28 protein-coding genes and 1 pseudogene are annotated in these 25,583 nt (G+C 38.8%); 25 read left to right on the top strand and 4 right to left on the bottom strand.

Annotation, left to right across the window (positions count from 1 at the left end; translation table 11 throughout):
• Nucleotides 1–2 precede the first annotated feature (2 nt).
• The 17 genes and pseudogenes from rplO (at nt 3) to rpsI (ending at nt 10,610) form a co-directional block, all read left to right on the top strand.
• Nucleotides 3–443 carry a 50S ribosomal protein L15 gene (gene rplO / locus ACSVDH_RS00815; RefSeq protein WP_439253613.1) on the top strand — a complete coding sequence of 147 codons (441 nt, stop codon included), beginning with the start codon at nt 3–5 and terminating at the stop codon, nt 441–443.
• Nucleotides 443–1,735 (top strand): preprotein translocase subunit SecY, encoded by a 1,293-nt coding sequence (gene secY, locus ACSVDH_RS00820; protein ID WP_299092086.1) that lies wholly within the window; start codon nt 443–445, stop codon nt 1,733–1,735. Before rplO ends, secY begins: the two co-directional genes overlap by 1 nt.
• 57 nt (nt 1,736–1,792) lie before the next feature.
• On the top strand, nt 1,793–2,455 hold the full coding sequence (locus tag ACSVDH_RS00825) for an adenylate kinase (protein WP_299092085.1): 663 nt from the start codon (nt 1,793–1,795) through the stop codon (nt 2,453–2,455).
• Nucleotides 2,442–3,188: a type I methionyl aminopeptidase gene (gene map / locus ACSVDH_RS00830; protein WP_299092084.1), complete on the top strand. Its 747-nt coding sequence runs from the start codon at nt 2,442–2,444 to the stop codon at nt 3,186–3,188. The genes ACSVDH_RS00825 and map overlap by 14 nt, the downstream gene beginning before the upstream one ends.
• A gap of 44 nt (nt 3,189–3,232) precedes the next feature.
• A pseudogene (locus ACSVDH_RS00835) lies at nt 3,233–3,504 on the top strand (KOW domain-containing RNA-binding protein).
• A complete protein-coding gene (gene infA / locus ACSVDH_RS00840) occupies nt 3,482–3,700 on the top strand; it encodes a translation initiation factor IF-1 (RefSeq protein WP_003348578.1) in 219 nt (72 codons plus the stop codon). The pseudogene ACSVDH_RS00835 and the gene infA overlap by 23 nt, the downstream one beginning before the upstream one ends.
• A 35-nt stretch (nt 3,701–3,735) precedes the next feature.
• Entirely contained in the window at nt 3,736–3,849 is a 114-nt protein-coding gene (gene rpmJ, locus ACSVDH_RS00845; RefSeq protein WP_003156543.1) for a 50S ribosomal protein L36, read from the top strand.
• A 22-nt stretch (nt 3,850–3,871) separates the two neighbouring features.
• The gene (gene rpsM, locus ACSVDH_RS00850; RefSeq protein WP_026561242.1) at nt 3,872–4,237 is read left to right on the top strand and encodes a 30S ribosomal protein S13; all 366 of its coding nucleotides are present in this window, start codon (nt 3,872–3,874) and stop codon (nt 4,235–4,237) included.
• A gap of 22 nt (nt 4,238–4,259) precedes the next feature.
• The gene (gene rpsK, locus ACSVDH_RS00855; protein ID WP_046586377.1) at nt 4,260–4,649 is read left to right on the top strand and encodes a 30S ribosomal protein S11; all 390 of its coding nucleotides are present in this window, start codon (nt 4,260–4,262) and stop codon (nt 4,647–4,649) included.
• Nucleotides 4,650–4,829: 180 nt separating this feature from the next.
• Complete coding sequence (locus ACSVDH_RS00860; protein WP_299092079.1) at nt 4,830–5,774, top strand: DNA-directed RNA polymerase subunit alpha; 945 nt, start codon at nt 4,830–4,832, stop codon at nt 5,772–5,774.
• A gap of 95 nt (nt 5,775–5,869) precedes the next feature.
• Nucleotides 5,870–6,265 carry a 50S ribosomal protein L17 gene (rplQ, locus tag ACSVDH_RS00865; protein WP_299092078.1) on the top strand — a complete coding sequence of 132 codons (396 nt, stop codon included), beginning with the start codon at nt 5,870–5,872 and terminating at the stop codon, nt 6,263–6,265.
• Between the two features lie 125 nt (nt 6,266–6,390).
• A complete protein-coding gene (locus ACSVDH_RS00870) occupies nt 6,391–7,230 on the top strand; it encodes an energy-coupling factor ABC transporter ATP-binding protein (protein WP_439253737.1) in 840 nt (279 codons plus the stop codon).
• Entirely contained in the window at nt 7,206–8,075 is an 870-nt protein-coding gene (locus tag ACSVDH_RS00875; protein ID WP_439253738.1) for an energy-coupling factor ABC transporter ATP-binding protein, read from the top strand. The genes ACSVDH_RS00870 and ACSVDH_RS00875 overlap by 25 nt, the downstream gene beginning before the upstream one ends.
• Entirely contained in the window at nt 8,072–8,866 is a 795-nt protein-coding gene (locus ACSVDH_RS00880; protein ID WP_439253739.1) for an energy-coupling factor transporter transmembrane component T family protein, read from the top strand. Before ACSVDH_RS00875 ends, ACSVDH_RS00880 begins: the two co-directional genes overlap by 4 nt.
• A gap of 9 nt (nt 8,867–8,875) precedes the next feature.
• Nucleotides 8,876–9,616 carry a tRNA pseudouridine(38-40) synthase TruA gene (gene truA, locus ACSVDH_RS00885; RefSeq protein ID WP_439253741.1) on the top strand — a complete coding sequence of 247 codons (741 nt, stop codon included), beginning with the start codon at nt 8,876–8,878 and terminating at the stop codon, nt 9,614–9,616.
• Nucleotides 9,617–9,759: 143 nt separating this feature from the next.
• Nucleotides 9,760–10,197 carry a 50S ribosomal protein L13 gene (gene rplM / locus ACSVDH_RS00890; RefSeq protein WP_439253742.1) on the top strand — a complete coding sequence of 146 codons (438 nt, stop codon included), beginning with the start codon at nt 9,760–9,762 and terminating at the stop codon, nt 10,195–10,197.
• 20 nt (nt 10,198–10,217) lie between these two features.
• Complete coding sequence (gene rpsI, locus ACSVDH_RS00895; RefSeq protein WP_299092069.1) at nt 10,218–10,610, top strand: 30S ribosomal protein S9; 393 nt, start codon at nt 10,218–10,220, stop codon at nt 10,608–10,610.
• 386 nt (nt 10,611–10,996) lie between these two features.
• Here rpsI and ACSVDH_RS00900 read toward each other — a convergent pair whose 3' ends face one another.
• Entirely contained in the window at nt 10,997–11,614 is a 618-nt protein-coding gene (locus ACSVDH_RS00900) for a cell wall hydrolase (RefSeq protein ID WP_439253743.1), read from the bottom strand.
• 291 nt (nt 11,615–11,905) lie between these two features.
• Here ACSVDH_RS00900 and ACSVDH_RS00905 point away from each other — a divergent pair, with 291 nt between their 5' ends.
• Together ACSVDH_RS00905 and cdiI are read left to right on the top strand one after the other, a co-directional pair.
• Nucleotides 11,906–14,068 (top strand): PrsW family glutamic-type intramembrane protease, encoded by a 2,163-nt coding sequence (locus tag ACSVDH_RS00905; RefSeq protein WP_439253744.1) that lies wholly within the window; start codon nt 11,906–11,908, stop codon nt 14,066–14,068.
• A 6-nt stretch (nt 14,069–14,074) separates the two neighbouring features.
• A complete protein-coding gene (cdiI, locus tag ACSVDH_RS00910; protein WP_299095574.1) occupies nt 14,075–14,437 on the top strand; it encodes a ribonuclease toxin immunity protein CdiI in 363 nt (120 codons plus the stop codon).
• A gap of 275 nt (nt 14,438–14,712) precedes the next feature.
• On the opposite strand, the gene ACSVDH_RS00915 is transcribed toward cdiI, so the two are convergent.
• Nucleotides 14,713–15,213: a CBO0543 family protein gene (locus ACSVDH_RS00915; protein ID WP_439253745.1), complete on the bottom strand. Its 501-nt coding sequence runs from the start codon at nt 15,211–15,213 to the stop codon at nt 14,713–14,715.
• Nucleotides 15,214–15,708: 495 nt separating this feature from the next.
• Between ACSVDH_RS00915 and ACSVDH_RS00920 the strand changes: the two genes are divergently transcribed.
• From ACSVDH_RS00920 to ACSVDH_RS00930, 3 genes are all read left to right on the top strand, one after another.
• Nucleotides 15,709–16,419 carry a hypothetical protein gene (locus ACSVDH_RS00920; RefSeq protein ID WP_299094748.1) on the top strand — a complete coding sequence of 237 codons (711 nt, stop codon included), beginning with the start codon at nt 15,709–15,711 and terminating at the stop codon, nt 16,417–16,419.
• A gap of 130 nt (nt 16,420–16,549) precedes the next feature.
• Nucleotides 16,550–17,365 (top strand): glycerophosphodiester phosphodiesterase, encoded by an 816-nt coding sequence (locus ACSVDH_RS00925; RefSeq protein ID WP_439253746.1) that lies wholly within the window; start codon nt 16,550–16,552, stop codon nt 17,363–17,365.
• A 624-nt stretch (nt 17,366–17,989) separates the two neighbouring features.
• Nucleotides 17,990–20,545, top strand: coding sequence for a LamG-like jellyroll fold domain-containing protein (locus tag ACSVDH_RS00930; RefSeq protein WP_439253747.1), 2,556 nt, complete (start codon nt 17,990–17,992; stop codon nt 20,543–20,545).
• Nucleotides 20,546–20,599: 54 nt separating this feature from the next.
• Here ACSVDH_RS00930 and ACSVDH_RS00935 read toward each other — a convergent pair whose 3' ends face one another.
• Entirely contained in the window at nt 20,600–21,328 is a 729-nt protein-coding gene (locus tag ACSVDH_RS00935; RefSeq protein ID WP_439253758.1) for a YybI family spore inner coat protein, read from the bottom strand.
• Nucleotides 21,329–21,599: 271 nt separating this feature from the next.
• On the bottom strand, nt 21,600–23,012 hold the full coding sequence (locus ACSVDH_RS00940) for a glycoside hydrolase family 18 protein (protein ID WP_439253749.1): 1,413 nt from the start codon (nt 23,010–23,012) through the stop codon (nt 21,600–21,602).
• A 148-nt stretch (nt 23,013–23,160) separates the two neighbouring features.
• On the opposite strand from ACSVDH_RS00940, the gene ACSVDH_RS00945 reads away from it, so the two are divergent.
• The 3 genes from ACSVDH_RS00945 to salA all read left to right on the top strand — a co-directional run bounded on the left by ACSVDH_RS00945 (nt 23,161) and on the right by salA (nt 25,534).
• Nucleotides 23,161–23,598, top strand: coding sequence for a DUF2521 family protein (locus ACSVDH_RS00945; RefSeq protein WP_299094757.1), 438 nt, complete (start codon nt 23,161–23,163; stop codon nt 23,596–23,598).
• A gap of 81 nt (nt 23,599–23,679) precedes the next feature.
• A complete protein-coding gene (cwlD, locus tag ACSVDH_RS00950) occupies nt 23,680–24,393 on the top strand; it encodes an N-acetylmuramoyl-L-alanine amidase CwlD (protein ID WP_439253750.1) in 714 nt (237 codons plus the stop codon).
• 79 nt (nt 24,394–24,472) lie between these two features.
• Nucleotides 24,473–25,534, top strand: a complete 1,062-nt coding sequence (gene salA / locus ACSVDH_RS00955; protein WP_439253751.1) for an iron-sulfur carrier protein/transcriptional regulator SalA — start codon at nt 24,473–24,475, stop codon at nt 25,532–25,534.
• Nucleotides 25,535–25,583 lie beyond the last annotated feature (49 nt).

Consider the following 25,583-nt stretch of genomic DNA (forward strand, 5'->3'; position numbering starts at 1 on the left):
CGATGAAACTTCATGAGTTGAAACCAGCAGAAGGTTCACGTAAAACACGTAATCGTGTAGGTCGTGGTATTGGTTCTGGCAACGGTAAAACAGCTGGTAAAGGTCACAAAGGACAAAACGCTCGTTCAGGTGGTGGAGTTCGTCCTGGATTCGAAGGTGGTCAAACTCCTTTGTTCCAACGCTTGCCTAAACGCGGTTTTACAAATATTAACCGTAAGGACTATGCAGTTGTTAACCTTGATAAGCTTAACCGTTTCGAAGAAGGTACTGAGGTTACTCCAGAACTATTGCTTGAAACAGGCGTTGTAAGCAATGTTAAATCTGGTGTTAAAATTCTTGGTGATGGACAGTTAGAGAAAAAACTTACTGTAAAAGCTAACAAATTCTCTGCTTCTGCTAAAGAAGCTATTGAATCTGCTGGCGGTACAGCTGAGGTGATCTAATGTTTAAAACAATCTCCAATTTTATGCGCGTGGGTGATATTCGAAATAAGATCATATTCACCCTTTTAATGTTAATTGTATTTCGTATTGGTACATTCATTCCTGTGCCGAATGTCAATGCTGATGTGTTGCAAGCACAAGATGAACTGAATGTTTTCGGAATCTTAAACACATTTGGCGGAGGTGCTTTATATAACTTCTCGATCTTAGCGATGGGGATTATGCCTTATATTACAGCATCGATCATCGTCCAGCTCTTGCAGATGGACGTTGTGCCAAAATTCACTGAATGGTCAAAGCAAGGTGAAGTTGGGCGGCGCAAGCTCGCACAATTTACAAGATACTTTACGATCATATTAGGTTTCATCCAGGCGTTAGGTATGTCCTACGGGTTCAATACCCAGTCAGGCGGATTGTTAATCGAAAATCCTGGCATATGGACGTACTTATTAATTGCGATTGTCTTAACAGCTGGTACAGCATTTTTAATGTGGTTAGGAGAACAGATCACCTCCAAAGGTGTTGGAAACGGAATTTCCATTATTATCTTTGCAGGGATCGCAGCAGGCATTCCCTCAACGATTAACCAAATATATGCACAACAATTCCAAGATGCCGGCGATCAGCTTTTCATCCGAATTGTAACAGTTGCCATTCTGGTATTGGCTATTTTAGCCGTTATCGTTGGGGTCATCTTCATCCAACAAGCACTTCGTAAGATTCCAATTCAGTACGCTAAGCGTTCCGGGAACAACAATATGGGCGGAGGTCAAACAACTCATCTGCCTTTAAAAGTGAACCCTGCTGGCGTTATTCCTGTTATCTTTGCGGTGTCATTTATTATTACTCCACCGACGATAGCAGCCTTTTTTGGTCCGAATGATGTGACGGATTGGATCCAGAAAACATTTGATTACACTCAGCCTATAGGGATGATCATCTATATCGCATTAATTATTGCTTTCACATACTTCTATACATTTGTTCAAGTGAACCCTGAGCAGATGGCAGAAAATTTGAAGAAGCAAGGCGGCTATATACCTGGTATCAGACCAGGTAAGAATACGCAGGAATATGTTACAAAGGTATTATATCGTCTAACTTTTGTCGGTTCTCTTTTCTTAGCAGTTATAGCTGTTCTTCCTGTTTTCTTCATTCAATTTGCTGATCTACCGCAATCTGCACAGATTGGCGGAACAAGCTTGTTAATCGTTGTCGGGGTTGCCCTTGAAACAATGAAACAGCTTGAAAGTCAGCTGGTGAAACGTCATTATAAAGGCTTTATTAAATAGGGAGGATATGGGATATGTTCCCATTCCCTCTAAATAGAGACTGAGGGGGAAATACAAATGAATTTAGTATTGATGGGCCTTCCGGGTGCGGGTAAAGGCACTCAGGCTGAACGTATTGTCGAAAAGTACGACATCCCTCATATCTCAACAGGAGATATGTTCAGAGCTGCTATGAAAGAAGAGACAGAACTAGGGTTGCAAGCAAAGTCTTTTATTGATAAAGGTGAACTTGTGCCTGATGAAGTAACCATAGGTATTGTTCGTGAACGTTTAGGAAAGAATGATTGCCAAAAAGGTTTTCTTTTAGATGGTTTTCCTAGAACTGTTGCTCAAGCTGAAGCGCTTGAAGGAATTCTGGCAGATCTAAACAAACAGATTGATTACGTAATCAACATTGAAGTAAATAAAGATATTCTAATGGAACGCTTAACAGGACGTCGTATTTGCAAAAACTGTGGCGCAACCTATCACTTAGTATTTAATCCGCCTGCTAAACAAGGCGAATGTGATAAATGTGGTGGAGAACTCTATCAGCGTGCAGACGATAACGAAGAAACGGTAGCTAACCGTTTAGAAGTTAACCTTAAGCAGACTGAACCATTACTGAACTTCTATAGCGATAAAGGCTATTTAAGAAACATTAATGGGGAACAGGATATTGATCAAGTTTTTGATGACGTTAATCAGCTGCTTGGAGGACTAGTGCATGATCATTTGTAAGACTCAGCGAGAGCTTGAGATTATGCGAGAAGCTGGTCGAATTGTTGCTTTAACACATCAAGAATTGCAAAAATATATCAAGCCTGGTATCACGACAAAAGAATTGGATGCAATTGCCGAAAAGTTTATTCGAGGTTATGATGCAATTCCATCTTTTAAAGGGTATAATGGTTTCCGCGGGAGCATTTGTGCTTCTGTAAATGAAGAACTCGTTCACGGAATACCTGGTGATCGCGTATTGCGTGAGGGAGATATTATTAGCATTGATATCGGTGCTAAATATAACGGATATCATGGTGATTCTGCTTGGACATATCCGGTTGGTGAAATTTCTGAAGCGACTCAGAAACTTTTAACTGTTACTGAGGAGTCCTTATATAAAGGGCTGGAAGAAGCAAAACCAGGAGATCGACTTTCAAACATTTCTCATGCCATTCAAACGTATGTTGAAGGACATGGTTTTTCTGTTGTAAGAGAGTATGTTGGTCACGGTGTCGGGCAAGATTTACATGAAGATCCGCAAATACCTCATTATGGTCCACCTAACAAAGGCCCAAGGCTAAAGCCGGGAATGGTGTTAGCAATTGAACCAATGGTTAATGCGGGTACCCGTTATGTGAAAACATTGGCAGATGAATGGACAGTAGTTACAGTAGATGGTAAAGTGTGTGCCCATTTTGAGCACACGATTGCGATCACTGAAACAGGCTATGAAATTCTAACAAAAGCCTAACCTGAAGGTGACATTGCTTGAACGAACCTAATTCGATTCCAGGCATGTGTCAACTTGCTTAATCTTGAGCAAGTACGATATGCCATATTGATTGGAAATTTCGGATGTCATTTCGTTTTAATACTGATGGAGAAAGCGAAGTTTGAATCTCCAAGTAAAAGAATGTTCATCATCTAGAATTCTTTACCTGAGTATCTCCGGAAGTTCAGAACAGTATAGTGGAAACAGGTCGTGTGACAAATGGAAGTTTGTCAATGAGCAAGTTACTGATTTTGAGAAGGGAGAACAGTTCGATGGCGAAAGACGATGTAATTGAAGTTGAAGGAACTGTCGTTGAAACATTGCCAAATGCAATGTTCAAGGTAGAACTTGAGAACGGTCATACGGTTTTAGCGCATGTATCTGGAAAAATTCGCATGCATTTCATTCGTATTTTACCTGGAGACAAAGTTACGGTAGAATTATCTCCATATGATTTAACTCGTGGCAGAATTACGTACCGTTTTAAATAATTAGCACTCCGTACTACTAAGGAGGTATTAAAATCATGAAAGTCAGACCATCTGTTAAACCGATTTGTGAAAAATGTAAAGTCATTCGCAGAAAAGGCAAAGTCATGGTTATTTGTGAGAATCCTAAGCATAAGCAAAAACAAGGTTAATTTTTAAGGAGGTGCAAGCTTAATGGCTCGTATTGCAGGTGTTGATATTCCTCGTGACAAACGTGTTGTCATTTCATTAACATATATCTTTGGGATCGGACGCTCAACTGCTCAGAAAGTTCTAGCTGAGGCTGGGGTTTCAGAAGATACTCGTGTACGTGACCTAACTGAAGAAGAGTTAGGAAAAATTCGTGATGTAATCGATAAGCTTAAAGTAGAAGGTGACCTTCGCCGTGAGGTATCTTTAAACATTAAGCGTCTAATCGAGATCGGTTCATTCCGCGGTATTCGTCACCGTCGCGGTTTACCAGTTCGCGGACAAAACACAAAAAATAACGCTCGTACACGTAAAGGTCCACGTCGTACTGTAGCAAACAAGAAAAAATAAGATAAAAGGAGGGTAACCAATAATGGCACGTAAAACGAACACTCGTAAACGTCGTGTGAAAAAGAATATTGAGAGTGGTGTTGCTCACATTCGTTCAACTTTCAACAACACGATTGTTACTATTACAGACACTCATGGTAATGCACTTTCATGGTCAAGTGCTGGTGCGTTAGGTTTCAGAGGTTCTCGTAAATCTACTCCTTTCGCTGCACAAATGGCTGCTGAAACAGCAGCAAAAGCATCTATGGAACATGGTCTAAAAACTCTTGAAGTTACTGTAAAAGGACCTGGTGCAGGACGTGAAGCGGCTATTCGCTCACTTCAAGCTGCAGGGTTAGAAGTAACAGCAATTAGAGACGTTACTCCAGTTCCACATAATGGATGCCGTCCACCAAAACGTCGTCGTGTGTAAATTTTCTGTATAGATTTTGTATCTCTGTCTATAATGGGTTATGATACAGTATATAAGTTCTAGCAGAATCACTTAGTTGTTGTGCACATTCGGGAACTTTTGAATGGGGAATTTCGGTTAGACGTTTTATAAATTTTCCAGTCTAGCCGGGGTTTCGACGTTTTGAAGGAGGGTTTATAGATGATAGAAATTGAAAAACCAAAAATCGAAACGGTTGAAATCAGCGATGATGCCAAATACGGCAAGTTCGTCGTCGAGCCACTTGAGCGTGGATATGGTACAACTTTGGGTAACTCCTTACGTCGTATTCTTTTATCCTCTCTCCCTGGTGCCGCTGTAACATCGATCCAGATAGATGGCGTACTTCATGAGTTTTCAACAATCGAGGGTGTTGTAGAGGATGTTACTTCGATTATCTTAAACATTAAAAAACTTGCTCTTAAAATCTACTCTGATGAGGAAAAGACGCTTGAGATTGATGTTCAAGGCGAAGGCAGTGTAACTGCATCTGATATTACTCATGATAGTGACGTCGAAATTCTAAATCCAGATCTTCATATTGCAACTCTTGCATCAGATGCTAGCTTTAGAATGAGACTAACAGCTAAGCGCGGCCGTGGCTACACGCCAGCTGATTCAAACAAGAGAGAGGATCAGCCTATTGGAGTGATTCCAATTGATTCGATCTACACACCAGTTGCACGTGTCTCCTACCAAGTAGAGAAAACACGCGTTGGCCAAGTTGCCAACTATGATAAACTGACGCTTGACGTTTGGACTGATGGTAGTACAGGACCGAAAGAAGCGATTGCTTTAGGTTCAAAGATCCTTACTGAACACCTTAATATTTTTGTAGGGCTTACTGATGAAGCTCAAAATGCAGAAATTATGGTTGAAAAAGAAGAGGATCAAAAAGAGAAAGTTTTAGAGATGACGATTGAAGAACTAGATTTATCTGTTCGTTCTTACAACTGTTTAAAACGTGCTGGAATCAACACAGTGCAAGAGCTTGCTCATAAAACAGAAGAGGATATGATGAAGGTTCGTAATCTAGGTCGCAAATCTCTAGAAGAAGTTAAGGCTAAGCTAGAAGAACTAGGTTTAGGTCTTCGAAAAGACGACTAGTTAGAAAGTTAACTAGCGTTTTCGTATGTTTCAATAAAACATTTGTTTTTAGATATACAAAAACATACATTATACAACGAAGGAGGGGACATCTGATGTCATACAGAAAATTAGGTCGTACAAGTGCTCAGCGTAAAGCGATGCTACGTGATTTAACTACTGATTTAATCATCTCAGAACGCATTGAAACTACTGAAGCACGTGCTAAAGAATTACGCTCAGTTGTTGAAAAGATGATTACTTTAGGAAAGCGCGGAGATCTTCATGCTCGCCGTCAAGCTGCTTCTTATGTACGTAACGAAGTTGCTGAAGTTGTAACAGTTACAACTGAGGAAGGTAAGGAAAAAGATAAGCCGAAATATGCTTTAGAAAAGCTTTTCAGTGATATCGCTCCACGTTACGAAGATCGCCAAGGCGGTTACACTCGCATCATGAAGCTTGGACCACGTCGCGGTGACGGTGCTCCAATGGTTATCATTGAATTAGTTTAATACATTTACTACAAGGGCGTGACAGTTGTAAAACTGGATCAATGCCCTTTTTTTATAGGATAAGGTAAACAGATTTTTTGCCATAGTTTATGTTCTTACGCTTTTCTTAAGAGGAGAAACGAGTGATGAGTCAAACAATCATAGATGTTGAAAACATAACGTTTCATTATCATCAGGAAGCTGCTCCTGCATTAGACAATGTTTCCATCCAAGTTAAACAAGGTGAGTGGCTTGCGATTGTAGGTCATAACGGATCTGGCAAATCGACATTAGCAAGAATTTTAAACGGATTGTACATTCCAGAAAAAGGGAAGGTCAAAGTCTGCGGGATCGAATTATCAGAAGATTCGATATGGGATATACGCAAGCATGTCGGTATGGTCTTTCAAAACCCCGATAATCAATTTGTAGGTGCAACGGTGAAGGATGACGTTGCCTTTGGTCTTGAGAATAATGGTATACAGAGAGAAGAGATGATCAAAAGAATTGAATGGGCAACGAAAAAGGTCAAAATGGATGCCTTTCACACTCATGAGCCACACCATCTTTCAGGAGGCCAAAAACAGCGTGTAGCCATTGCGGGTGTCATAGCTGTTCAACCAGATATTATCATCTTAGATGAAGCAACATCAATGCTTGATCCAGTAGGGCGAAACGAAGTCATTCAAACCGTTCGTGAGCTGAAAAATCAAGGGCTGTTAACGGTTATTTCAATCACGCATGACCTGGAGGAAGCGTCAAAAGCGGACAGAATTATCGTGATGAATGGCGGGAAGAAGTTCGCTGAGGGAACGCCTGAAGAGGTGTTTAAGCTTGATGATAAACTGGTGGAAATCGGTCTTGACTTACCGTTTCCTTTTCTACTAAGTAAAAAGCTTCGTAAAGCTGGAGTACCCATTCAACATAATCATTTGACTGAGGAAGGCCTGGTGAATGAGCTATGGACATTACAATCAAAAATGTAGAGCATCGTTATCAGGCCCGTACACCATTTGAAAGACTTGCTCTTTATGACATCAATCTTACGGTGAAATCGGGTTCCTATGTCTCTATTATAGGGCATACCGGTTCAGGGAAATCGACTATACTACAGCATTTAAATGGGCTTTTAAAGCCTACTAAGGGCTCTATTCATATCGGTGAGCACAAAATTGAGGCTGGTAAGAAGCAAAAGAATCTGAAGGTTGTCAGAAGCCTAGTTGGCATCGTTTTTCAATTTCCTGAGCATCAGCTTTTTGAAGAGACCGTTGAGAAGGATATTGCGTTTGGTCCGATGAACTTTGGCGCAAGCGAGGAAGAGGCCTTAAGAAAAGCAAGACAAAGCTTAGAGCTTGTCGGCTTGCCAGAATCGATCCTGCAAAAATCCCCCTTTGATTTAAGCGGCGGTCAAATGCGAAGAGTCGCAATTGCGGGAATCTTGGCTATGGGTCCTGAGGTTCTTGTGTTAGATGAGCCAACTGCAGGTCTTGATCCTAGGGGAAGAAAAGCGATGATGGAGTTATTCTATCGTTTAAATCAAGAACAAAAGTTAACGATTATTCTTGTTACACACAGTATGGAGGATGCAGCTAAGTATTCTGATAAGATTATTGTCATGAATAAAGGAACAATCGAGATGCATGGTACGCCAAGAGAGATATTTAGTCAGTCTGATAAGCTTTCCTCGTTAGGCCTGGATTTGCCTGAAACAGTTAAACTACAGCAGCTATTAGTAGAAAAAGGGTTATCTTTTGAAGAAATTCCGTTAACGATCGATGAAGCAGTTGATCAGCTAAAAGCTTTAGTAGGTGAGGTGGAGCTTAGAGGATGAATAGTATGATTATAGGGAAATATGTTCCTGGTGAATCTCTTATTCATAGAATGGATCCACGTGCAAAATTACTGATGATTTTTGTCTTTGTTTTTATCGTATTTTTGGCAAATAACTTTATTACCTATCTGATGCTAGGTTTGTTTACATTGATCATTGTTGTATTAACAACGCTTCCTGTACACTTTTTGCTAAAAGGGCTTAAGCCTGTTTTATGGATCATTCTCTTTACGTTTCTTCTTCATATTCTGGTCACGAAAGAAGGGGAAGTTCTAGTAGATTTAGGATTTCTCAGAATTTATGAAGTAGGTCTGAAGCAAGGAATCTATCTATCACTGCGTTTTCTTTATTTAATCCTAATGACAACAATCTTAACCTTAACAACTACGCCGATCGAAATTACCGATGGCATGGAAAGTCTATTGGGACCGTTTAAGAAGATAAAGTTGCCTGTCCATGAGCTTGCTTTAATGATGTCGATTTCCTTAAGGTTTATTCCGACGTTAATGGAAGAAACTGATAAAATTTTAAAAGCTCAAATGGCAAGGGGCGTAGACTTCGCCAGCGGCCCTGTAAAGGACCGTTTTAAGGCGGTAGTACCCTTACTAGTCCCCCTCTTTATAAGTGCCTTTAAAAGGGCGGAGGAGCTTGCTACGGCGATGGAGGCAAGAGGGTATCGCGGCGGAGAAGGCAGAACCAAGCTAAGGCAGTTAAAGTGGAGGGGACTCGATACGTCCGTTTTATCCCTGCTTGTTGTTTTAGGGCTGCTTTTAATTTTTTTAAGGACATAGGAGCAAATGATGAGGGTAAAATGTATTGTTTCTTATGATGGATCACAATTTAGCGGTTATCAGGTGCAACCAAATAAAAGAACGGTTCAAGGTGAAATCGAAGCGGCTTTGAAGAAGCTTCATAAAGGACAGGCTATTAAGGTTCATGCATCAGGAAGGACGGATGCAGGGGTTCATGCTGTTGGACAAGTTCTGCATTTCGACACCCATCTAACCATTCCTGAAGAAAAATGGCCATATGCATTAAATAGTCTGCTGCCGGATGATGTGGTTCTATTGGAAGCCAGCTATGTTCTGGCCGATTTTCACGCAAGGTTTCATGCGATAGCGAAGGAATATCGCTATCGAATTAGCCGGCAAAAAATCGTCGATGTATTTAAGCGTAATTATAGCTATCATTACCCTTATAAGCTTGATCTGAGCGCGATTAGAGAGGCTTGCAAGCATTTATGCGGGACACATGACTTTACGAGCTTCTGTGTAGCGAAAACAGAGGTTGAAGATAAAGTCAGAACGATTTATTCCATTGAACTTCTTGAAGAGGATTCAGAACTCATTTTTTGCTTTAAAGGAAGCGGGTTTTTGTATAATATGGTCAGAATTCTAGTTGGAACGTTATTGGACGTAGGCCAAGGGGAAATTTCCCCAGATCAAATTCCCGCCATTTTAGAAGGGAAAAACAGGAATTTGAGCGGCAAAACCGTACCAGGTCATGGCCTCTATTTATGGAAAGTTTATTATGACAACTAAACCAGGTGTAACATTTTCTTGACATTAGGTACTATAAGTTATATTATATTTGATGGTATGTATTTCAACCCCACGAATAAGCCCCGGAAACTTATCGTGTTATGAAATAGACATTTTATTTAATCAATTCAGGAGGGAAAATCATGCGTACAACGTTTATGGCAAACGCTGCAAATATCCAACGCAAATGGTACGTAGTTGATGCTGCAGGCAAGACTTTAGGTCGCCTTTCAAGTGAAGTTGCATCAATCCTACGTGGCAAGCATAAACCAACTTACACTCCACACGTTGACACTGGAGATCACGTAATCATCATCAACGCTGAGAAAATCGAATTAACAGGCAAAAAATTAACAGACAAAATTTATTACCGTCACAGCCAATTCCCTGGCGGTTTAAAATCAAGAACTGCTTTGGAAATGCGTACGAACTATTCTGAGAAAATGCTTGAATTAGCAATCAAAGGAATGCTTCCAAAAGGTTCTCTAGGTCGTCAAATGGCTAAAAAATTACATGTATATGCTGGTAGCGAACATCCACACCAAGCACAACAACCTGAAGTTTACGAACTTCGCGGATAATTAAAAAGGAGGTTATTATTTTGGCACAGGTTCAATATTACGGTACTGGCCGTCGTAAAAGCTCTGTAGCGCGTGTACGTCTAGTTCCAGGCGAAGGCCGTATCGTTGTAAATAATCGTGATATTAAAGATTACATCCCATCAGCTGCTTTAATCGAAGATATTAAACAACCATTAAACTTAACTGAAACTGCAGGAAGCTACGATGTACTTGTAAATGTTTCAGGTGGTGGATATGCAGGTCAAGCTGGCGCTATCCGTCACGGTATCTCTCGTGCTTTATTAGAAGCAGATCCAGAATACCGTCCATCACTTAAGCGTGCAGGCTTATTAACTCGTGACGCTCGTATGAAAGAACGTAAAAAATACGGTCTTAAAGGCGCTCGTCGTGCACCTCAGTTCTCAAAACGTTAATATTTTTTATATCAACGTTTACAGCCCTTTCTCGGCAATCCGAGGGAGGGTTTTTAATTTGAAAAATATTTGTTTGAATACTGTATATTACGGAATGGTACTTAGAAGAAAGAAAAATGCATAGGTTTTTATTAACCGGAAACGTCTTATTCTTAAAGGGAAAGCAAAAAACAACATAAAAAGACCGAAGGCATTTTTAATAAACGTTTCTTCGGTCTTTATTTAATCTTATTTTCTGATTTTGAGCAGACATTTCTTTACCAGTTTTACTATTCGAATTTAAAACAAGTGGAACAAAAGCCTTTTCTCCTGCAGGTAACTACATTCTCTTTTTAATCAGCATAGGAACCAGACTGTAGTTGCCTGACCTGTTTTGTAGGTTAGCTTTACTTTGCAAATAAATGGTTTCCTATTCTAAGTACAGTATCCCTTGTGAAGATCCAATCATCTGTTGCTATCGTTGGATTATAATAATATACCGAACCGTATGTAGGATCCCAGCCTTTTAAAGCATCAATTACTGCTTGATAAGAATAGCTATTAGGGGTCAAATTATATTGACCATCATGTACTGCTGTAAAAGCATTCGTCTGAAAAATAACATCGTATGTATTTTTAGGAAAGCCTGGCGTTGACAATCGGTTCATAATAACAGCTGCTACGGCTACTTTTCCTTCATAAGACTCACCGCGTGCTTCCCCATGAACAACTCTTGCCATCATTTCGATACTATTTAATTTTTGCTTGGTTTGAAATCCAACGACTCCATCTGGTGATAGACTTGTATCTAGCTGAAATTGTCTAACCGCATGATCTGTAATAGAACCATAATACCCAGTCGGCTGACTAGGAAAATAACCCATTTTCTTTAATTCCTCTTGCAAGTCATAAACTGCTTGTCCTTGACTTCCTTTGTGTAATAATTCTTGGCCAAAGATTGAATTTGGTAATAAAAACATGAAGCAAATAACAACAACAAACGAAATTTTTACATGTAACTTCAAGATACCACATCCTTCGAGTTATTTTTCTAATATTTTACTTTATCATACAAGTAAAGGATATTTTTCATATAATAGTTCTATTTTTTACTAGTCAAATTCTCCCTAAAAAATTAGTTGCCATTCGCATTATTGGTTCTTGACCTTTTATATAGGAATAATGATACTGTTCTTGAAAATATTTGAAAAATTCGACCTATTCTAATTATGGAAGTGTTGGAGTATAGTATGGAATTGTAAATAATAAAATCATGCTGGAATGAAAATAATAGTGCATCGGAGTGGTGCAATATGATGAGTCATGTTGAAAAATTTAGAGTGAGTTTAAGGGAGAAGCTAGAGTCTATCTTTCACTTTTGGAATGAATGGATACAGAACCACCCATTCATTTTACGAATCTATACAATTTTTTCTTGGATATCGATATGTGCGTTCGTTCTAAGCTTAATTTTTATGGAAGATTCCCGAAAAATGTTTGTTCAGTTTTTATGGTCATTTTATGTTATTTTACAATTTTGGCTGCTCTGCCGCAGCAAAACGTTATCTTGGAAGAAGTACACCTATTTCTTTTTGGCAGGGGCATGGATAATTACACTGTTAAATTCTATTATCGTCAGTTCCATTACGGCTATTTTCGGTGGGAGGGAACAAGATGTATGGAGTCAAGCATTTTTAACCCCTATTGCTGAAGAATTATTAAAACTGATCCCACTTGGAGTTTATCTATTTTTATCACGACGTGCTTCTACATTAAGTTTAAGTGATTATGCCCTTATTGGTGCGGCCACAGGGGCAGGTTTTCAATTTATGGAGGAAGCTACTCGTCGATTGATTTCAGGAGGTAGTTATGGCGTCACACTACTTTCAGGGAAAGTGCTTCATTGGGATTTATTCACTCTATTTCCAGGATACTTTGAAGAGGGGATTTTGCCTGACAAAATGTCTGCTGGACACGCGGTGTTAACAGCTATGGTAACGTTAGGAATCGGGTTAGCAGTGAGGTATAAAAGTAAATTAAAACGATCTACATCTATTTTTCCAGTTATCCTATTAGTTTGGGCTATTTTTGATCATGCCATATGGAATGCCGGTTATAATGCTCCGGATTGGTTAACGTGGATTCATGATTTATTAGGAAGCGGTTATGCCGCAAAACCGTTATTTTTAATAATGCTCGCTGCTGCGTTATTCATCGATTATTGGGAATTAAACCGAGTAAGAGACAAGATTCCCATGTTGGATAGGGAAATTATAATCAATCCCATTTCTGAATTGTGGAATCTATTCAGATCTGCTTTTGATGAAAGAAAGCGTTTTGGATACTTGCTGCTATTTTATCGGGAACGGAGAGAACTTGGATTTACATTGTTACACGGTAAAACAGAATCCAGGGAACTTTTATCAGGCATAGAAGCAAATATTCAGAAATACTACAAGGCATTAATCATCGTCTTTGTAGCATTATTCTCAGCTATGTTTCTATTTGAATGGGGAATGACAGCTAATGGCCCAGAGGCTTGTTTTGCCTGTTTATTTGACAATCTGCAAAATTGGTGGAATGGTTTGTCCGGATTGGAAAAAACTTTGATTGTACTTGGAGCATTTGCTTTAATGTTCCCGTTATTAGGGTTCTGGTCGGCAATAGGTGCTGTATCGACTGGAATCGGAATAGCAGCAGGTGGTAGTCAGATTGCAGACGCGATCCGTAATCCTAAGAAATACCTTACGCCAGAAACGTTTCTTGCAATGGGAATTGGTGCATTATTAAGTCGAATTCCTTTTGGGAAAGCCCTTGTAAAACTAGGTGACTCTGTTTCATCGAAACTAAAACCTTATTTAAATAAGATCTTGGAAATGTTCACTGGAAAGAAAAATGGTCATAACAAAAACGATGATCAGAATTCTACTGGAAAGAAAGAAAACAAGGAAGAGGATACTCAGAATGACAACGATAATAGTAAGGATGATGATTCTAATGAAACTGAGGAACCGGATACTAATATTACGTTCAAACCAGGATATAAAAAACATTTAGTGGAAGTCATAGATGTTGTTAGGAAAAAAGGAAAGGGTATAGTTGGGGGGCATAATCTCAAACATTTTGAAAAGGCATTTAAAGACCAAGGTTGGGATATAGACGAATGTATCATTTCAAAAAGGGAGCACCCAACTATTGAGGGAGTGTATGAAATCGAATATGGAATCCCAAAACAAGACATGGAAGGAAAGATCATACCTGGTGAGCTAAAGAACGTTTCCCAACCAAAAACCGTTTACGATCCAAACATCATTTCAGACGAACAAATGATAAAATGGGGAGAAGAAGCAATGAAAAATGGTACGGTTGATGGAAGAGAGATTACAGGAGTTTCCTCTAACGGGCTTCATTTTAAAGGTTTTATTGATGAATCAGGAGAAATAACGAATTTCTTCCCTATCTTGGAGAAAAGGAGTTGAACCATCGTGAAAGATAAGGAGAGAGAGTTAATAAGATACTTCTATCACCATATGGGTGACAGTAAATTTTTAAGGATCTTAGAAAGTTATGCGAATGGTGAAGGATATGGTACAGAATATGCGAGGTTCGTGTTTGCTGATTACTATGAAGAGTGGGAAGAGGATTACTTTGGCAAAGAAGGAATAGCCTATTACATTGATCGCCCCGCAGTAGAAGAAGACGAAGAAATTATTTTAGATTACTCGACCTTCTTTAGATATTTAAAAGAAGATTGTGCTAGATATCTCGAAAAGTATCCCCAAGATAAATCGGAAGTAGAAGCACATTTAGAAAGGATTAAAGAAAGATTTAGTATACAAGAAGCTTGATTTGCTTTTATGCCTTTGAGGCCCTGAACCGATTTGGTTGGGGCCTTTTTTATTTGCTAAATTCAACCAAATCTCCAATATTTAGAGGGATTCAAGATATGTCAGTAAACAACATACCCTTGTAGAATTATGAGTTATTTTTTATAGACAAAAATAATTGTCATGTGTATTCTAATACAGAATAGATTTATTTAATTTTCCGGTTGCCATAATATATTTTAGTTCACAAATTACCATAGTTGTGTCCATCCTCCATCATCCACTTCCTCCGCTAATCATACTGTCTTAAAGCGTTGAATGGTTATTTTTCTATCTAAAAAACGAATACCCTCAATGCATCCCTTAACAAGCACAAAAGTAAATGAGAGAACTGCAAAAGTAATATAGCTATTCCAGCCCTTATTATATCTTACCAAATTGGTATTTTTCTCAAGCCAATTCTCAATAAGTGTCATTGGACCGCTAAAAAGAAAAACACTTAAAAATGTTTTAAGTGGCTTCATTTTATAAGTAAATTGATTATACATCACACATGATAAAGGAAATATCACATAAAGAAATACAATATTCGAGTCAAATAATTTAGGAAAATAACGCTGTGGATATTTTAAGTATTTCTGCTTTATGACGGGTCCATCAAATATAGTAGAAACTAAAGTTTTAATAAAATAAATAAGAAACCAGTCCTTTAGATCACCTTTTTTTCTTAATAAAAAGAATATGCTTCCACCTATTCCAACTGCAGTCAATGTATTTAATATAGTTCTATCTTTCATAATACTCACCTCTCGATGATATTAAGATGTGCAATTTAGAAAATATTATGAGCTGGGATAAACATTAACTGGTGCAAGAGTTCAATCATTTCGGGTTGCAGCAAGCGTTTGTTGAGTTAAACAAAGGAATTGATTGTTTTTGCGCCATTTTGACCATACAAATTAGAAAGAAATTTTTCTAGTTCTCACTAAGAATTTCTTTCTAAGATGATTTTACGTTCCAATGAATAAATTAAAGAGAATTTTTTACAGTCCTAACTACAATAAATGAGATTGACTACGAAATATATAGAAAGAGCCCGATATATTGGGCGATCTAATCAAGCGATTTAAGTCAAAACAAAAGACAGTGAGATAAACTAGACCAAAAACACTTCATCTTTTGGTAAAATTCATAAGTAAGAGGTTGAGCGGCTTTTTGTGCTATGTATCGCAGGGCGATATAACGTTGAAATTTAATAAAAACCTTTATCTCAAAAGAAAAGGAGATTTACTATGCGAAATGATATTCAATCAAATGAACGAGCCTACTCTTCTAAGGAAGTGGCAGAAGAAGTAGGAATTGCAACTCCTACGGTCCGGAAGTATGGTCAAATTTTAGAGCGGAATGGATATGAGTTTTTAAAAGATGGTGATCGGCGTATCTTTGTTCAATCCGATATTGAAGCACTTATAGCGTTACGCGATACGGACAAACCTCTTGATGAAACAGCAAAGGACTTAGTGGATCAGCAAAAAGAAAAATTAACAGGATCCAGTGATACAGAAATAGCGGTACCCGATACATATGAAAACTTACCATACGATCCCAATCAATTAAAAGAATTCTTGTTATATTTAGGGAATGAACTCGCTGCAACACGTGAATTGAATGTTCAACTGACAAACGATATGACTCAGCTTAAAACAACAGTTGCCCGCCTCCAGCAAGATCACCATGTAATAAGCTCTAGCATCGGGAATTCATCACAAAAAACCCATGCGAAAATTGAAAAACTAACTGAACAACAAAAGATCTATTACGAAGAATTGCTCCAACAAGAAAAAGAAAAAAATGAATTTCTCCAAAGAGAAATTCAAAATTTGCGCAAAGAACAGCAAGAAGAATGGCGTTCACAAAATGAATTTAATAAACGATTGGAAAAGGCAATTCAAAAGCCTAAAGGAAATCTTGATTGGCTTTTCTCCATATTTCGTAAAACATAAGATCAAGTACACTAGTGATTTTATATAAAACAGTTAAATTATCAAAAATGTAATAGAAAATTAATCTGCAGTTTACAACAGCTAGGTAATGTAAAGGTGTACATAATCATACAATAGGAGTGGAGAAAAAGTGAAAAAGAGGCGATTCATGTTGCTTGCTACATTGTGTATGTTTGTCACATCTGGACTTTTCGGGCATGCTGTAAGTGCAGAGCCGAATAATAACTGGCTGCAAAGTAATAAAATGGAGTTAAGTGCCCATCGCGGAGCACAGGTGGCAGCTCCAGAAAATACATTGGAGTCCATTACTCAAGCCGGTTTATTAGGATATGGTTTTGTTGAAATCGATGTTCAAAAGACGAAAGACGGTCAATATGTGTTAATGCATGACCAAACGGTCGACCGTACAACAACCGGCTCTGGAATGGTTGAAGAGTTAACATTAGAGGAAATTCAAAGCTTTTCGATTGAAGATAAAGATGGCAATGTGACAGATCATAAGGTTCCAACACTTAATGAAGTGTTAGAAGAAGCATATAAATACGGTCTAGGTATCAATTTTGACGGTTCAAAAGGAAAATGGGAGGACAAGGCATTTGTAGATGGCATCATGAAAGAAGCTAAAAATGCTAATGTATTAAATCATTCATTCTTTGTCCTAAGTAATCAAAGTATCCGAGATCAATTTAATAAATGGTACCCAGAAGCAACCGTGACATTCCTGGGAAATGCATTGACGAATGTAGAGGCCGATATTCAAGAGTTAAAGAAATACAATAACGCTATTTATACAACATCCATTCATAATATCAATGAAGAAACGGCCAAAAAAATCAAAAATGCCGGGTTAAAACTGCATGTATATAAAGTAAACACAGATGAAACCTATGCGAAAGCGAAAAAGATCCATCCGCGCTTGATTGAAACTGATGTGATTGTGCCTTAATGCAATAGAATGAACTTAAGGACTTCTATCTTATTTTGAATAAGTAAACAAAGACTCTCAACCCGATGTGGTTGGGGGTTTTTTATCGTTAGGAAAGTATAACTTATTTTTTGTGTCTAGCTCCAGGCGCCATCTAGTCAAACAGGAATTGAAGGTAAATACACCCTCTATTCCTGTTCGCCTTATGCTTGTCGCCTTGCGCATTTTTATTAAGCTATATTACAGTGGGAATTTTAACAGGGTAACAAAAAGGTGAACGAAATAAATAAAATAGTAAAAAGGTCACGCTTGATGAATGTTATATTTCATATTATTATTAAGTTATTAATAAATATATTAACTAGTGGTTTTTGTAAGCGTTAACCAATACCAGAAGAGACATTTTCAGAAGGAGGGGAATTACGTCATTAATTTAAACTGCTTACAACTACTATCTTCAAAGCTCGTCAACTTAGAATACACAATAAATGCTTCATATTATTACTCCATCATCCTTTCACCAAACTCTTTCTAGTAAAGAGTAGATCACTCCATACCTTGGCTTGAGATGTGATAATATTGCAATTTCTATCATCTTAAATTGGATGCGTTTACATTTTGTTTATACGAGAGGGGAATTTTTATATGCTAAAGAGCTGGAAACGGAGATTGGCATTTGGCTTGTTAATGCTTGTGTTAATCATACCAAGTGCTGTTATAGGGATAGGGGCGGACAAGGCTGCTAGTAAGCCAAGCGATAATAGTAATAAACCAAACCTTGATCCTCAAGGCGAAGCACCGAACTTTCAAAATGTGTCTGTACATGACCCATCTATTGTAAAAGATGGAGATACTTATTATGTGTTTGGATCTCATATTGAGGCAGCAAAGTCAAAGGATTTAATTAGCTGGTCAAGATTTACTAATGGCTATACAACGCCTGGAAATGCACTTTATGGAGACTTATCAAAAAATCTAGCGGGCTCCTTTGCTTGGGCGGGTGAAAATGATTCTGATAGTAAAGGCGGCTTTGCTGTTTGGGCTCCTGATGTGTTTTGGAACAAAGACTATGTGAATGAAGATGGCACGAAGGGTGCTTACATGATTTATTATAGTGCTTCCTCTACTTATATCCGTTCTGCTATTGGTTATGCCGTTGCAAAGGATATCGAGGGACCGTATAAGTATGTTGATACCATTATCTATTCAGGATTTACGGAAGAAGAGGCATATGATAACAATAGTAAAGTAAATAAGAAATGGACAAATACAAATATTAAAAAACTGATTGATAACGGGACATTAGCCGGCTCGAATGAAGCATGGTTTAACAGTGATGGTTCTTATGAAAATGCTACCTACCCAAATGCCATTGATGCTAACTTGTTTTACGATGAGAACGGGAAGCTGTGGATGACATATGGCTCGTGGTCTGGCGGGATATTTGCGCTTGAAGTAGATAAAGCGACTGGACAAGTTATCCATCCAGGTAAGGATGGAGAGACTAAGGATGGCAGACTCATCGACCGCTATTTTGGAACGAAAATTTCAGGGGGATATACAAAATCTGGAGAAGGGCCTTATGTCATTTATGACAAGAATACTGACTATTATTATCTTTATGTATCTTACGGCTGGCTCGGTGCAGACGGTGGCTATAATATAAGGGTATTCAGATCAAAAAACCCGGATGGTCCGTACTTAGATCCAAAAGGACAAAATGCAGTGTTACCAGGGAATGTTGATCATTCACCATATGGATTAAAGCTTATGGGGAATTTCCTGTTTGAAAGAAAAGTAGGAGACCCAGGTACTGGAATAGGATACGGTTATCTTGCGCCAGGACATAATTCCGTTTTTTACGACCAGGAAACAGGTCAGAAGTTTTTAGTTTTCCATACACGTTTCCCAGAAACAGGGGAGATGCATGAGCTTCGTATCCATCAATTGTTTATGAACGAAGATGGCTGGCCGGTTGCCGCACCATACCGCTATACAGGTGAAACCATTGATAAAGTGAACAGACAGGATGCCATTGGTGAATATAAATTTATTAACCACGAAAAGGATACATCATCAACAATCCATAAATCCGTTTTAATCCGTTTGAATAAAGACAATACAGTTTCTGGTGATCTTCAAGGTACTTGGAAAAAAACAAGCCACAACCAAGCGGAGCTTACAATTGACGGAATGACGTATAACGGAGTATTCGTACGTCAATGGGATCCGACATCTGAGCGTCAAGTGATGACATTTACAGCGATATCAAAAGAAGGTGTTTCTGTATGGGGAAGCAAGCTTCAAGATCAAACAGATCAAGAGATTGCAGCGGCTGTTTATGAAGATTTAGATCTCGGTGATACTGATAAGGTTATCGCCAATTTAACACTTCCAACAGAAGGTACTCGTCATACAACTATTTCATGGAAAACTTCTGATCCTAACGTTATCACAGAGACAGGAGAAATTACTCGACCAGAGGCTGGAGAAAGTCCATTAACGGCTGAACTGACTGCAACCATCACAAAAGGTGAAGTAACAAAAACAAAAACCTTTACAATTACAGTACTGCCATATCAAGAGGCTGGATTAACGGCACATTATGCATTTGAAAATAACATTATTGATAGTACTAAAACATTTGGAGAAGGTATGATTACGGGTAATCGAATCGATAATACCGGCGGTACGATAACATATGCTGAAGGAAAAAACGGTCAGGCTGCGGTGTTTAACAAAGAATCAGGTATTCGCTTGCCGAATGGGTTAATTTCCAGTAACACATATTCCGTCTCGCTTTGGTTAAAGCCTGAACAATTAACGACCTTTACGACAACCTTCTTTGGGGCGCGAGACAGTAATAACTGGGTAAGCCTTGTACCAAATGGACCAACAAACGGAAATACAATGGTTTGGTCTGGTAGTGCTAGATGGTATGATGCTGCAGCAGGCATGACAATCAAGCAAGGGGAATGGTCACATTTGGCATTCACAGTAGACAACGGTACAATCACGGTTTATGTTAATGGGGAACAAAGTTTTACAGGAACGAACTTCCCGAATATCTTTACAACAACTGACGCAAACTTTAGCTTAGGTGTTAACTGGTGGGATACACCATTTAAGGGGTTAATGGATGAAGTACGAATTTATGAAGGTGCATTATCTCCTGGAGAAGTGGCAAATTTAGCAAAGTAAAAACATTATATAATGATGAAAAGGGCTTTCTCAACAAGAGTCAGCCCTTTTCATCTATATCTGTCCGCCAAAAATAGACACGCTTTGCCGGTCGGGAACAAAAGTACGGCCGGTCCATTTTAAAACAGTCTGTACAAACCCGAGTGAATCAGCATTGTATCTACCGGCAATTCTCTGATATGCTACAAGTTCGTATGTACCGTCCCTGTTAAAATCAATAGGATATAAACCGGATAACGGATTTACCCATCCTTCGATCGGTGCCTTTAATAAGCCATTTTTCGTATAAATCTCAGATAAATATTCCTTTCCCTTATAAGTAAGGTCAAGAATATACCTTTCCTGAAGATGATAGCTTGTCACTGCTGCTTTATATTGATTTTCATACTTCACATCGTACTTATATGTTTCATTAAAAGCATCAGAATTGAAAATTTCCGTAATCTTTCCATTGAGAGAGGAAAATACATAGGCATAAATCATACCTCCGCTTCCTCCAGTATCAATAACCACTAAAATATCATCTGCTTTGTCCCCTGTAACATCCCCTAGAAAAAGGGTAGGATTGTACCCGCTGTTATTTTTCAAGGAGATTTGTTCATATTGCTGAGTTCTTCCGTTTTGGACGACCAACGTAATATTTTTCCAAAATGGACTATCAGGGGTTTTATTAGCGCTAAGCATGACAAGGTCTTTCATCCTGTCACCATCAATATCTCCTCGTTTTGCAGCTACAACAGAAGGTTTATTAGGATTTACGAAGCGTTTAAGGCTTGCCCTCATTTCTTTGAGATGCTGTTCGTAAGGAGTTGGGAATGCCAAGGCTTGATCAATCGTTTGCAAAGCATCGTTTGTCAATCCGGCTCTTGCTTGTGTATCAGCTAAATAGTACCAATAATAAGGGTGGTTCGTTTCATGAATTTTCGTGTGAAAATAATGAATCGCGTTTCTGACGTCATAAGTATTCATTTTCATTCATCCCACCTGTCACTTTTTTCCTTTAAAAAATATATGCAGGGGTAGGTCTGGATAGTAAAATGCACTCAAAAAACAACTAAAGTATTTTTCGAATGGAAAAATTGTCTTTAAGCAGCTGCCAGTTTTGTGGGTATGGATAACCAAGTACCCAATAACTGATACCGCGAAGTCCGTATTCCTTTACTGTATCAAATTTTGCCTGGGCGCTGCGGGCATCTTCAAACCAAACTTCGTGGCTGCGTCCCTGTTCGTCAATATAACGGAAAAATGGCGTTTGTGAAACAGCATCATATTGAATGACAGCCCCATATTGAAGTGCTCTGCGTACCGCTTCCTGTTCACTAAATGTTTCTGCCTCCTGTCCTTGTACATGGGGAAGCAGCCAGTCACGGGCATAGATCTGAAAGCCCATGAAGATCTTGCTCCGTGGAATAACGGAAACGGCATAGTCTAATACCCGCCTAATTTGGTTAAGTGGCGAAATCGCCTGGGGAGGACCTAATCTGTATCCCCATTCATAGGTCATTAAAATGACAAAGTCGACAATTCTGCCATGTGCAGGATAATCATGTGCTTCATATAATAATCCTTTTTGCTCAGCGCTCGTTTTTGGCGCAAGGGCTGTTGACACAAAAAATCCTGCAGGGTGAAGACGGTCAACCGTACGCTGTAAAAATTGATTGTATAATGTACGATCCTCTATATAAACATTTTCAAAATCAACATTTAATCCGAGATAACCTTTCTCTCTCATGGTGGCTAGAATATTTGTTAGCAATCTGTCCTGGATTTGTGTACTGGAAAGGATTGTTCGTGCAAGCCTGGAACCGGGATCCCGATAGGTAAAGTTTGTTATGCACATCATAGGGACTACTCTCTCATCAAAGGAAGCTTGGATAATGGCATCATCGTTAATGGACGTTAATCCTCCGTCTTCTCTCATGATATAGGCGAAGGGAGACGAATAGGTTAAGAATTCTCCTGCTTCCCGAACTTCACTTGCCCCAGTCTCTCCTGTGTTTATTGTATAGGCATTCACATCAATAACAGGCTTAGTAACAGGAATGGTTAAAACCGTCCCTGGATAAATCAGATTCGGTTGTTCGATTTGGTTGATTCTAAGTATCTCCTGAACGGAAGTACCGTAATTTTGAGCAATTTGCCATAAAGATTCCCCAGTTCGGACCGTATGGCTTTTTGCCGGAATTCTTAAAATGGTTCCTGGATAAATGAGTGAAGGGTCATTTAGTTGATTTGCCTGAACGATTTCTTGAACAGTTATTCCATAACGTCTGGCGATCATCCACAATGTTTCTCCATACCGGACAGTATGGGTTTGATAAGGGGTTGGTATAACAAGCGCTAATCCAGCAACTAGTTGATTCGGATTCTCCAATTGATTTGCAGCAGCTATTTGCTGAATGGTAACACCATACCTCCTGGCGATCGCCCGCAGTGTTTCCCCAAATTGGATCACATGAATGAGCATTCTATCCCTCCTCGAAATCCGCTTTATTTATTTATATTCCTGTTTTCATGGAGATATAAGTTATTACCAAGAAAGGTAAATTGGCAAGAGATCACACGAATGATAAAGAAGTCGGGTTAAACAATACATATAAAGGGAGGCTTCTAAGATGAATGATATTATCTCTTTAAAGCAGAAAAGACACCAAAAAGAGTTAAAATATGAGAAGAAAATGCTAAGAGAGCTTTCTTTATCAGAAATAAAGAGTGGTATTGAAGGTTGCTTTGGAAGCTTTGCTGAAAAAGTTAAAAAGACGGTCATTGAGGACGGCTGTATTGATTTTGCGATAGAAGCATTTTTACTTGGAGCAAAATATAGCCGATTTGGTTATTATGGGGAATCCATGCAATCGGCAAATCGCAGATGCCAATCAGAGGAAAAACGGTTAATCGATGATTTGTTTGATTACTTAACAAACTGGGGAAAAATGAATGAAAAGGACATTTCCTTTGATGAAATTTACTTTGCTTGTGAATATTTTATCCAGTCATGGTGGAAACAAGGCTTTATTAAAGGTGAAAAGCGTTATAAATTAAGGCTTCATTAACAGATACTGTCTTGTACTTCCTTATCATATTCCTCCTAATTGTCCCATATATTGAAAAGAGGACGAGCAGGAGGGAATAATATGAATAAAAAAATAAAGTTATTTGGCTTTATAGCAGGGTTTGTCTTGTTGCTAATTTTATTTCAATGGCAATTTAACAATAATAATTCTTGGGAATCATGGAATTTACCCTTAACTGGAAAGATTATATACCTTGATCCAGGACATGGAGGACCGGATGGAGGAGCTGTTGGCAGTTCATCTTTAGAGAAGGACATTTCCTTAAGTATTTCTCTAAAGCTTAGAGAATATTTGCAAGAACAAGGTGCGCTCGTTTTATTAACACGAGAAAAGGATGTCGACCTTGCAGATAAAGACACAAAAGGGTACAGCAGAAGAAAAGCGGAGGATTTAAAGAAGCGGGTAAAACTCATCAATGAGTCTGATGCCGATTTATTTTTAAGTATCCATTTAAATGCCATTCCCTCATCAAGATGGAGCGGTGCACAAACCTTTTATCATGGGAAATTTATCGAAAATGAACATGTGGCAAAATTTATCCAAGATGAGCTTCGAAGAAATCTTGAAAATACAGAACGTGTAGCAAAGCCTATTGACGGGATCTATTTGCTTAAAAATGTGGAAAAACCAGGAGCTCTCGTTGAAGTAGGATTTTTATCAAACCCCCAGGAGGAAAGAATGCTTGCTTCAGATAAGTATCAAGAAAAAATTGCAGCATCGATATACACTGGTATATTAAGATATTTCTCAAATGAAAAAAACCCGCCTGAATAAACAATTCAGTGCTTATCAATCTTCCCTTCTTGGTAAGTATGTTATACTAATGTAAACGAAATCAAAAAGGGTGGTAAACATGCTGCATGAAGAAGAACTACGAAAAATAATCGGACAACTACAAGATCCTTTTTTACATAGATCGTTAGAAGAGCTTAATGCAATAGAAGAAATCACAATAAAACAAGAAAAATCTCATGTTAGCGTAAAAGTAGGAATTTCAAAAACAAATACGGCAGAACAGCTGCAATTACAACAGCAAATCGTTGCAAAAGTAAAGGAAGCAGGGGCAGAATCTGTAGGGCTTCGTTTCCATGAGCTTCCACAAGAAACAATCGCTGCTTTTTATGATCAGTCTTCCGCTCAATCTGATTCCTTATTGACACCTGGAAGGAAAACCGTTTTTTTAGCAATTGCAAGTGGAAAGGGAGGAGTTGGGAAATCAACGGTCTCCGTCAACTTAGCTGTTGCCCTCGCCCGTTTAGGGAAAAAGGTGGGGTTAATTGATGCTGATATTTATGGGTTCAGTGTTCCTGATATGATGGGAATTACGAAAAGACCAGTTGTGCGGGGCGAAAAAATAATCCCTGTTGAACGATTCGGCGTAAAGGTCATTTCTATGGGCTTTTTTGTGGAAGATAATGCACCGGTTATCTGGAGAGGCCCTATGTTAGGAAAGATGCTTACTAACTTTTTCAATGAAGTGGAATGGGGAGAGCTCGACTATTTATTATTAGATTTACCTCCAGGCACAGGTGATGTAGCATTAGATGTACATTCCATGCTCCCGTCTTGTAAAGAAATTATTGTCTCAACTCCGCATCCAACGGCGGCGTTTGTTGCAGCAAGAGCCGGGGCAATGGCTCTTCAAACCGACCATGAAATTGTCGGAGTCATCGAAAATATGGCTTATTTTGAAAGTGCCAAAACAGGAGAAAAAGAATATGTGTTTGGCCGCGGCGGTGGGGAAAAGCTGGCAGAGGAGCTTAGAGTACCGCTGATTGGGAAGATTCCTTTGCAACAGCCTGATTGGAATGATGAGGATTTTGCTCCATCCGTGTATGGAGAGGCCCATCCGACAGGACAAATTTATCAATCGATTGCTGAACAAATAACAGAAATCATACCAGTAAAAGCATAAAAAACAAAGGACCCCTCCAATATTTGGAGGGGTCAGACCCTTTTGTGAG

Source organism: Metabacillus sp. Hm71, from assembly GCF_051842955.2.
In the GTDB taxonomy this organism is placed as follows: domain Bacteria; phylum Bacillota; class Bacilli; order Bacillales; family Bacillaceae; genus Metabacillus.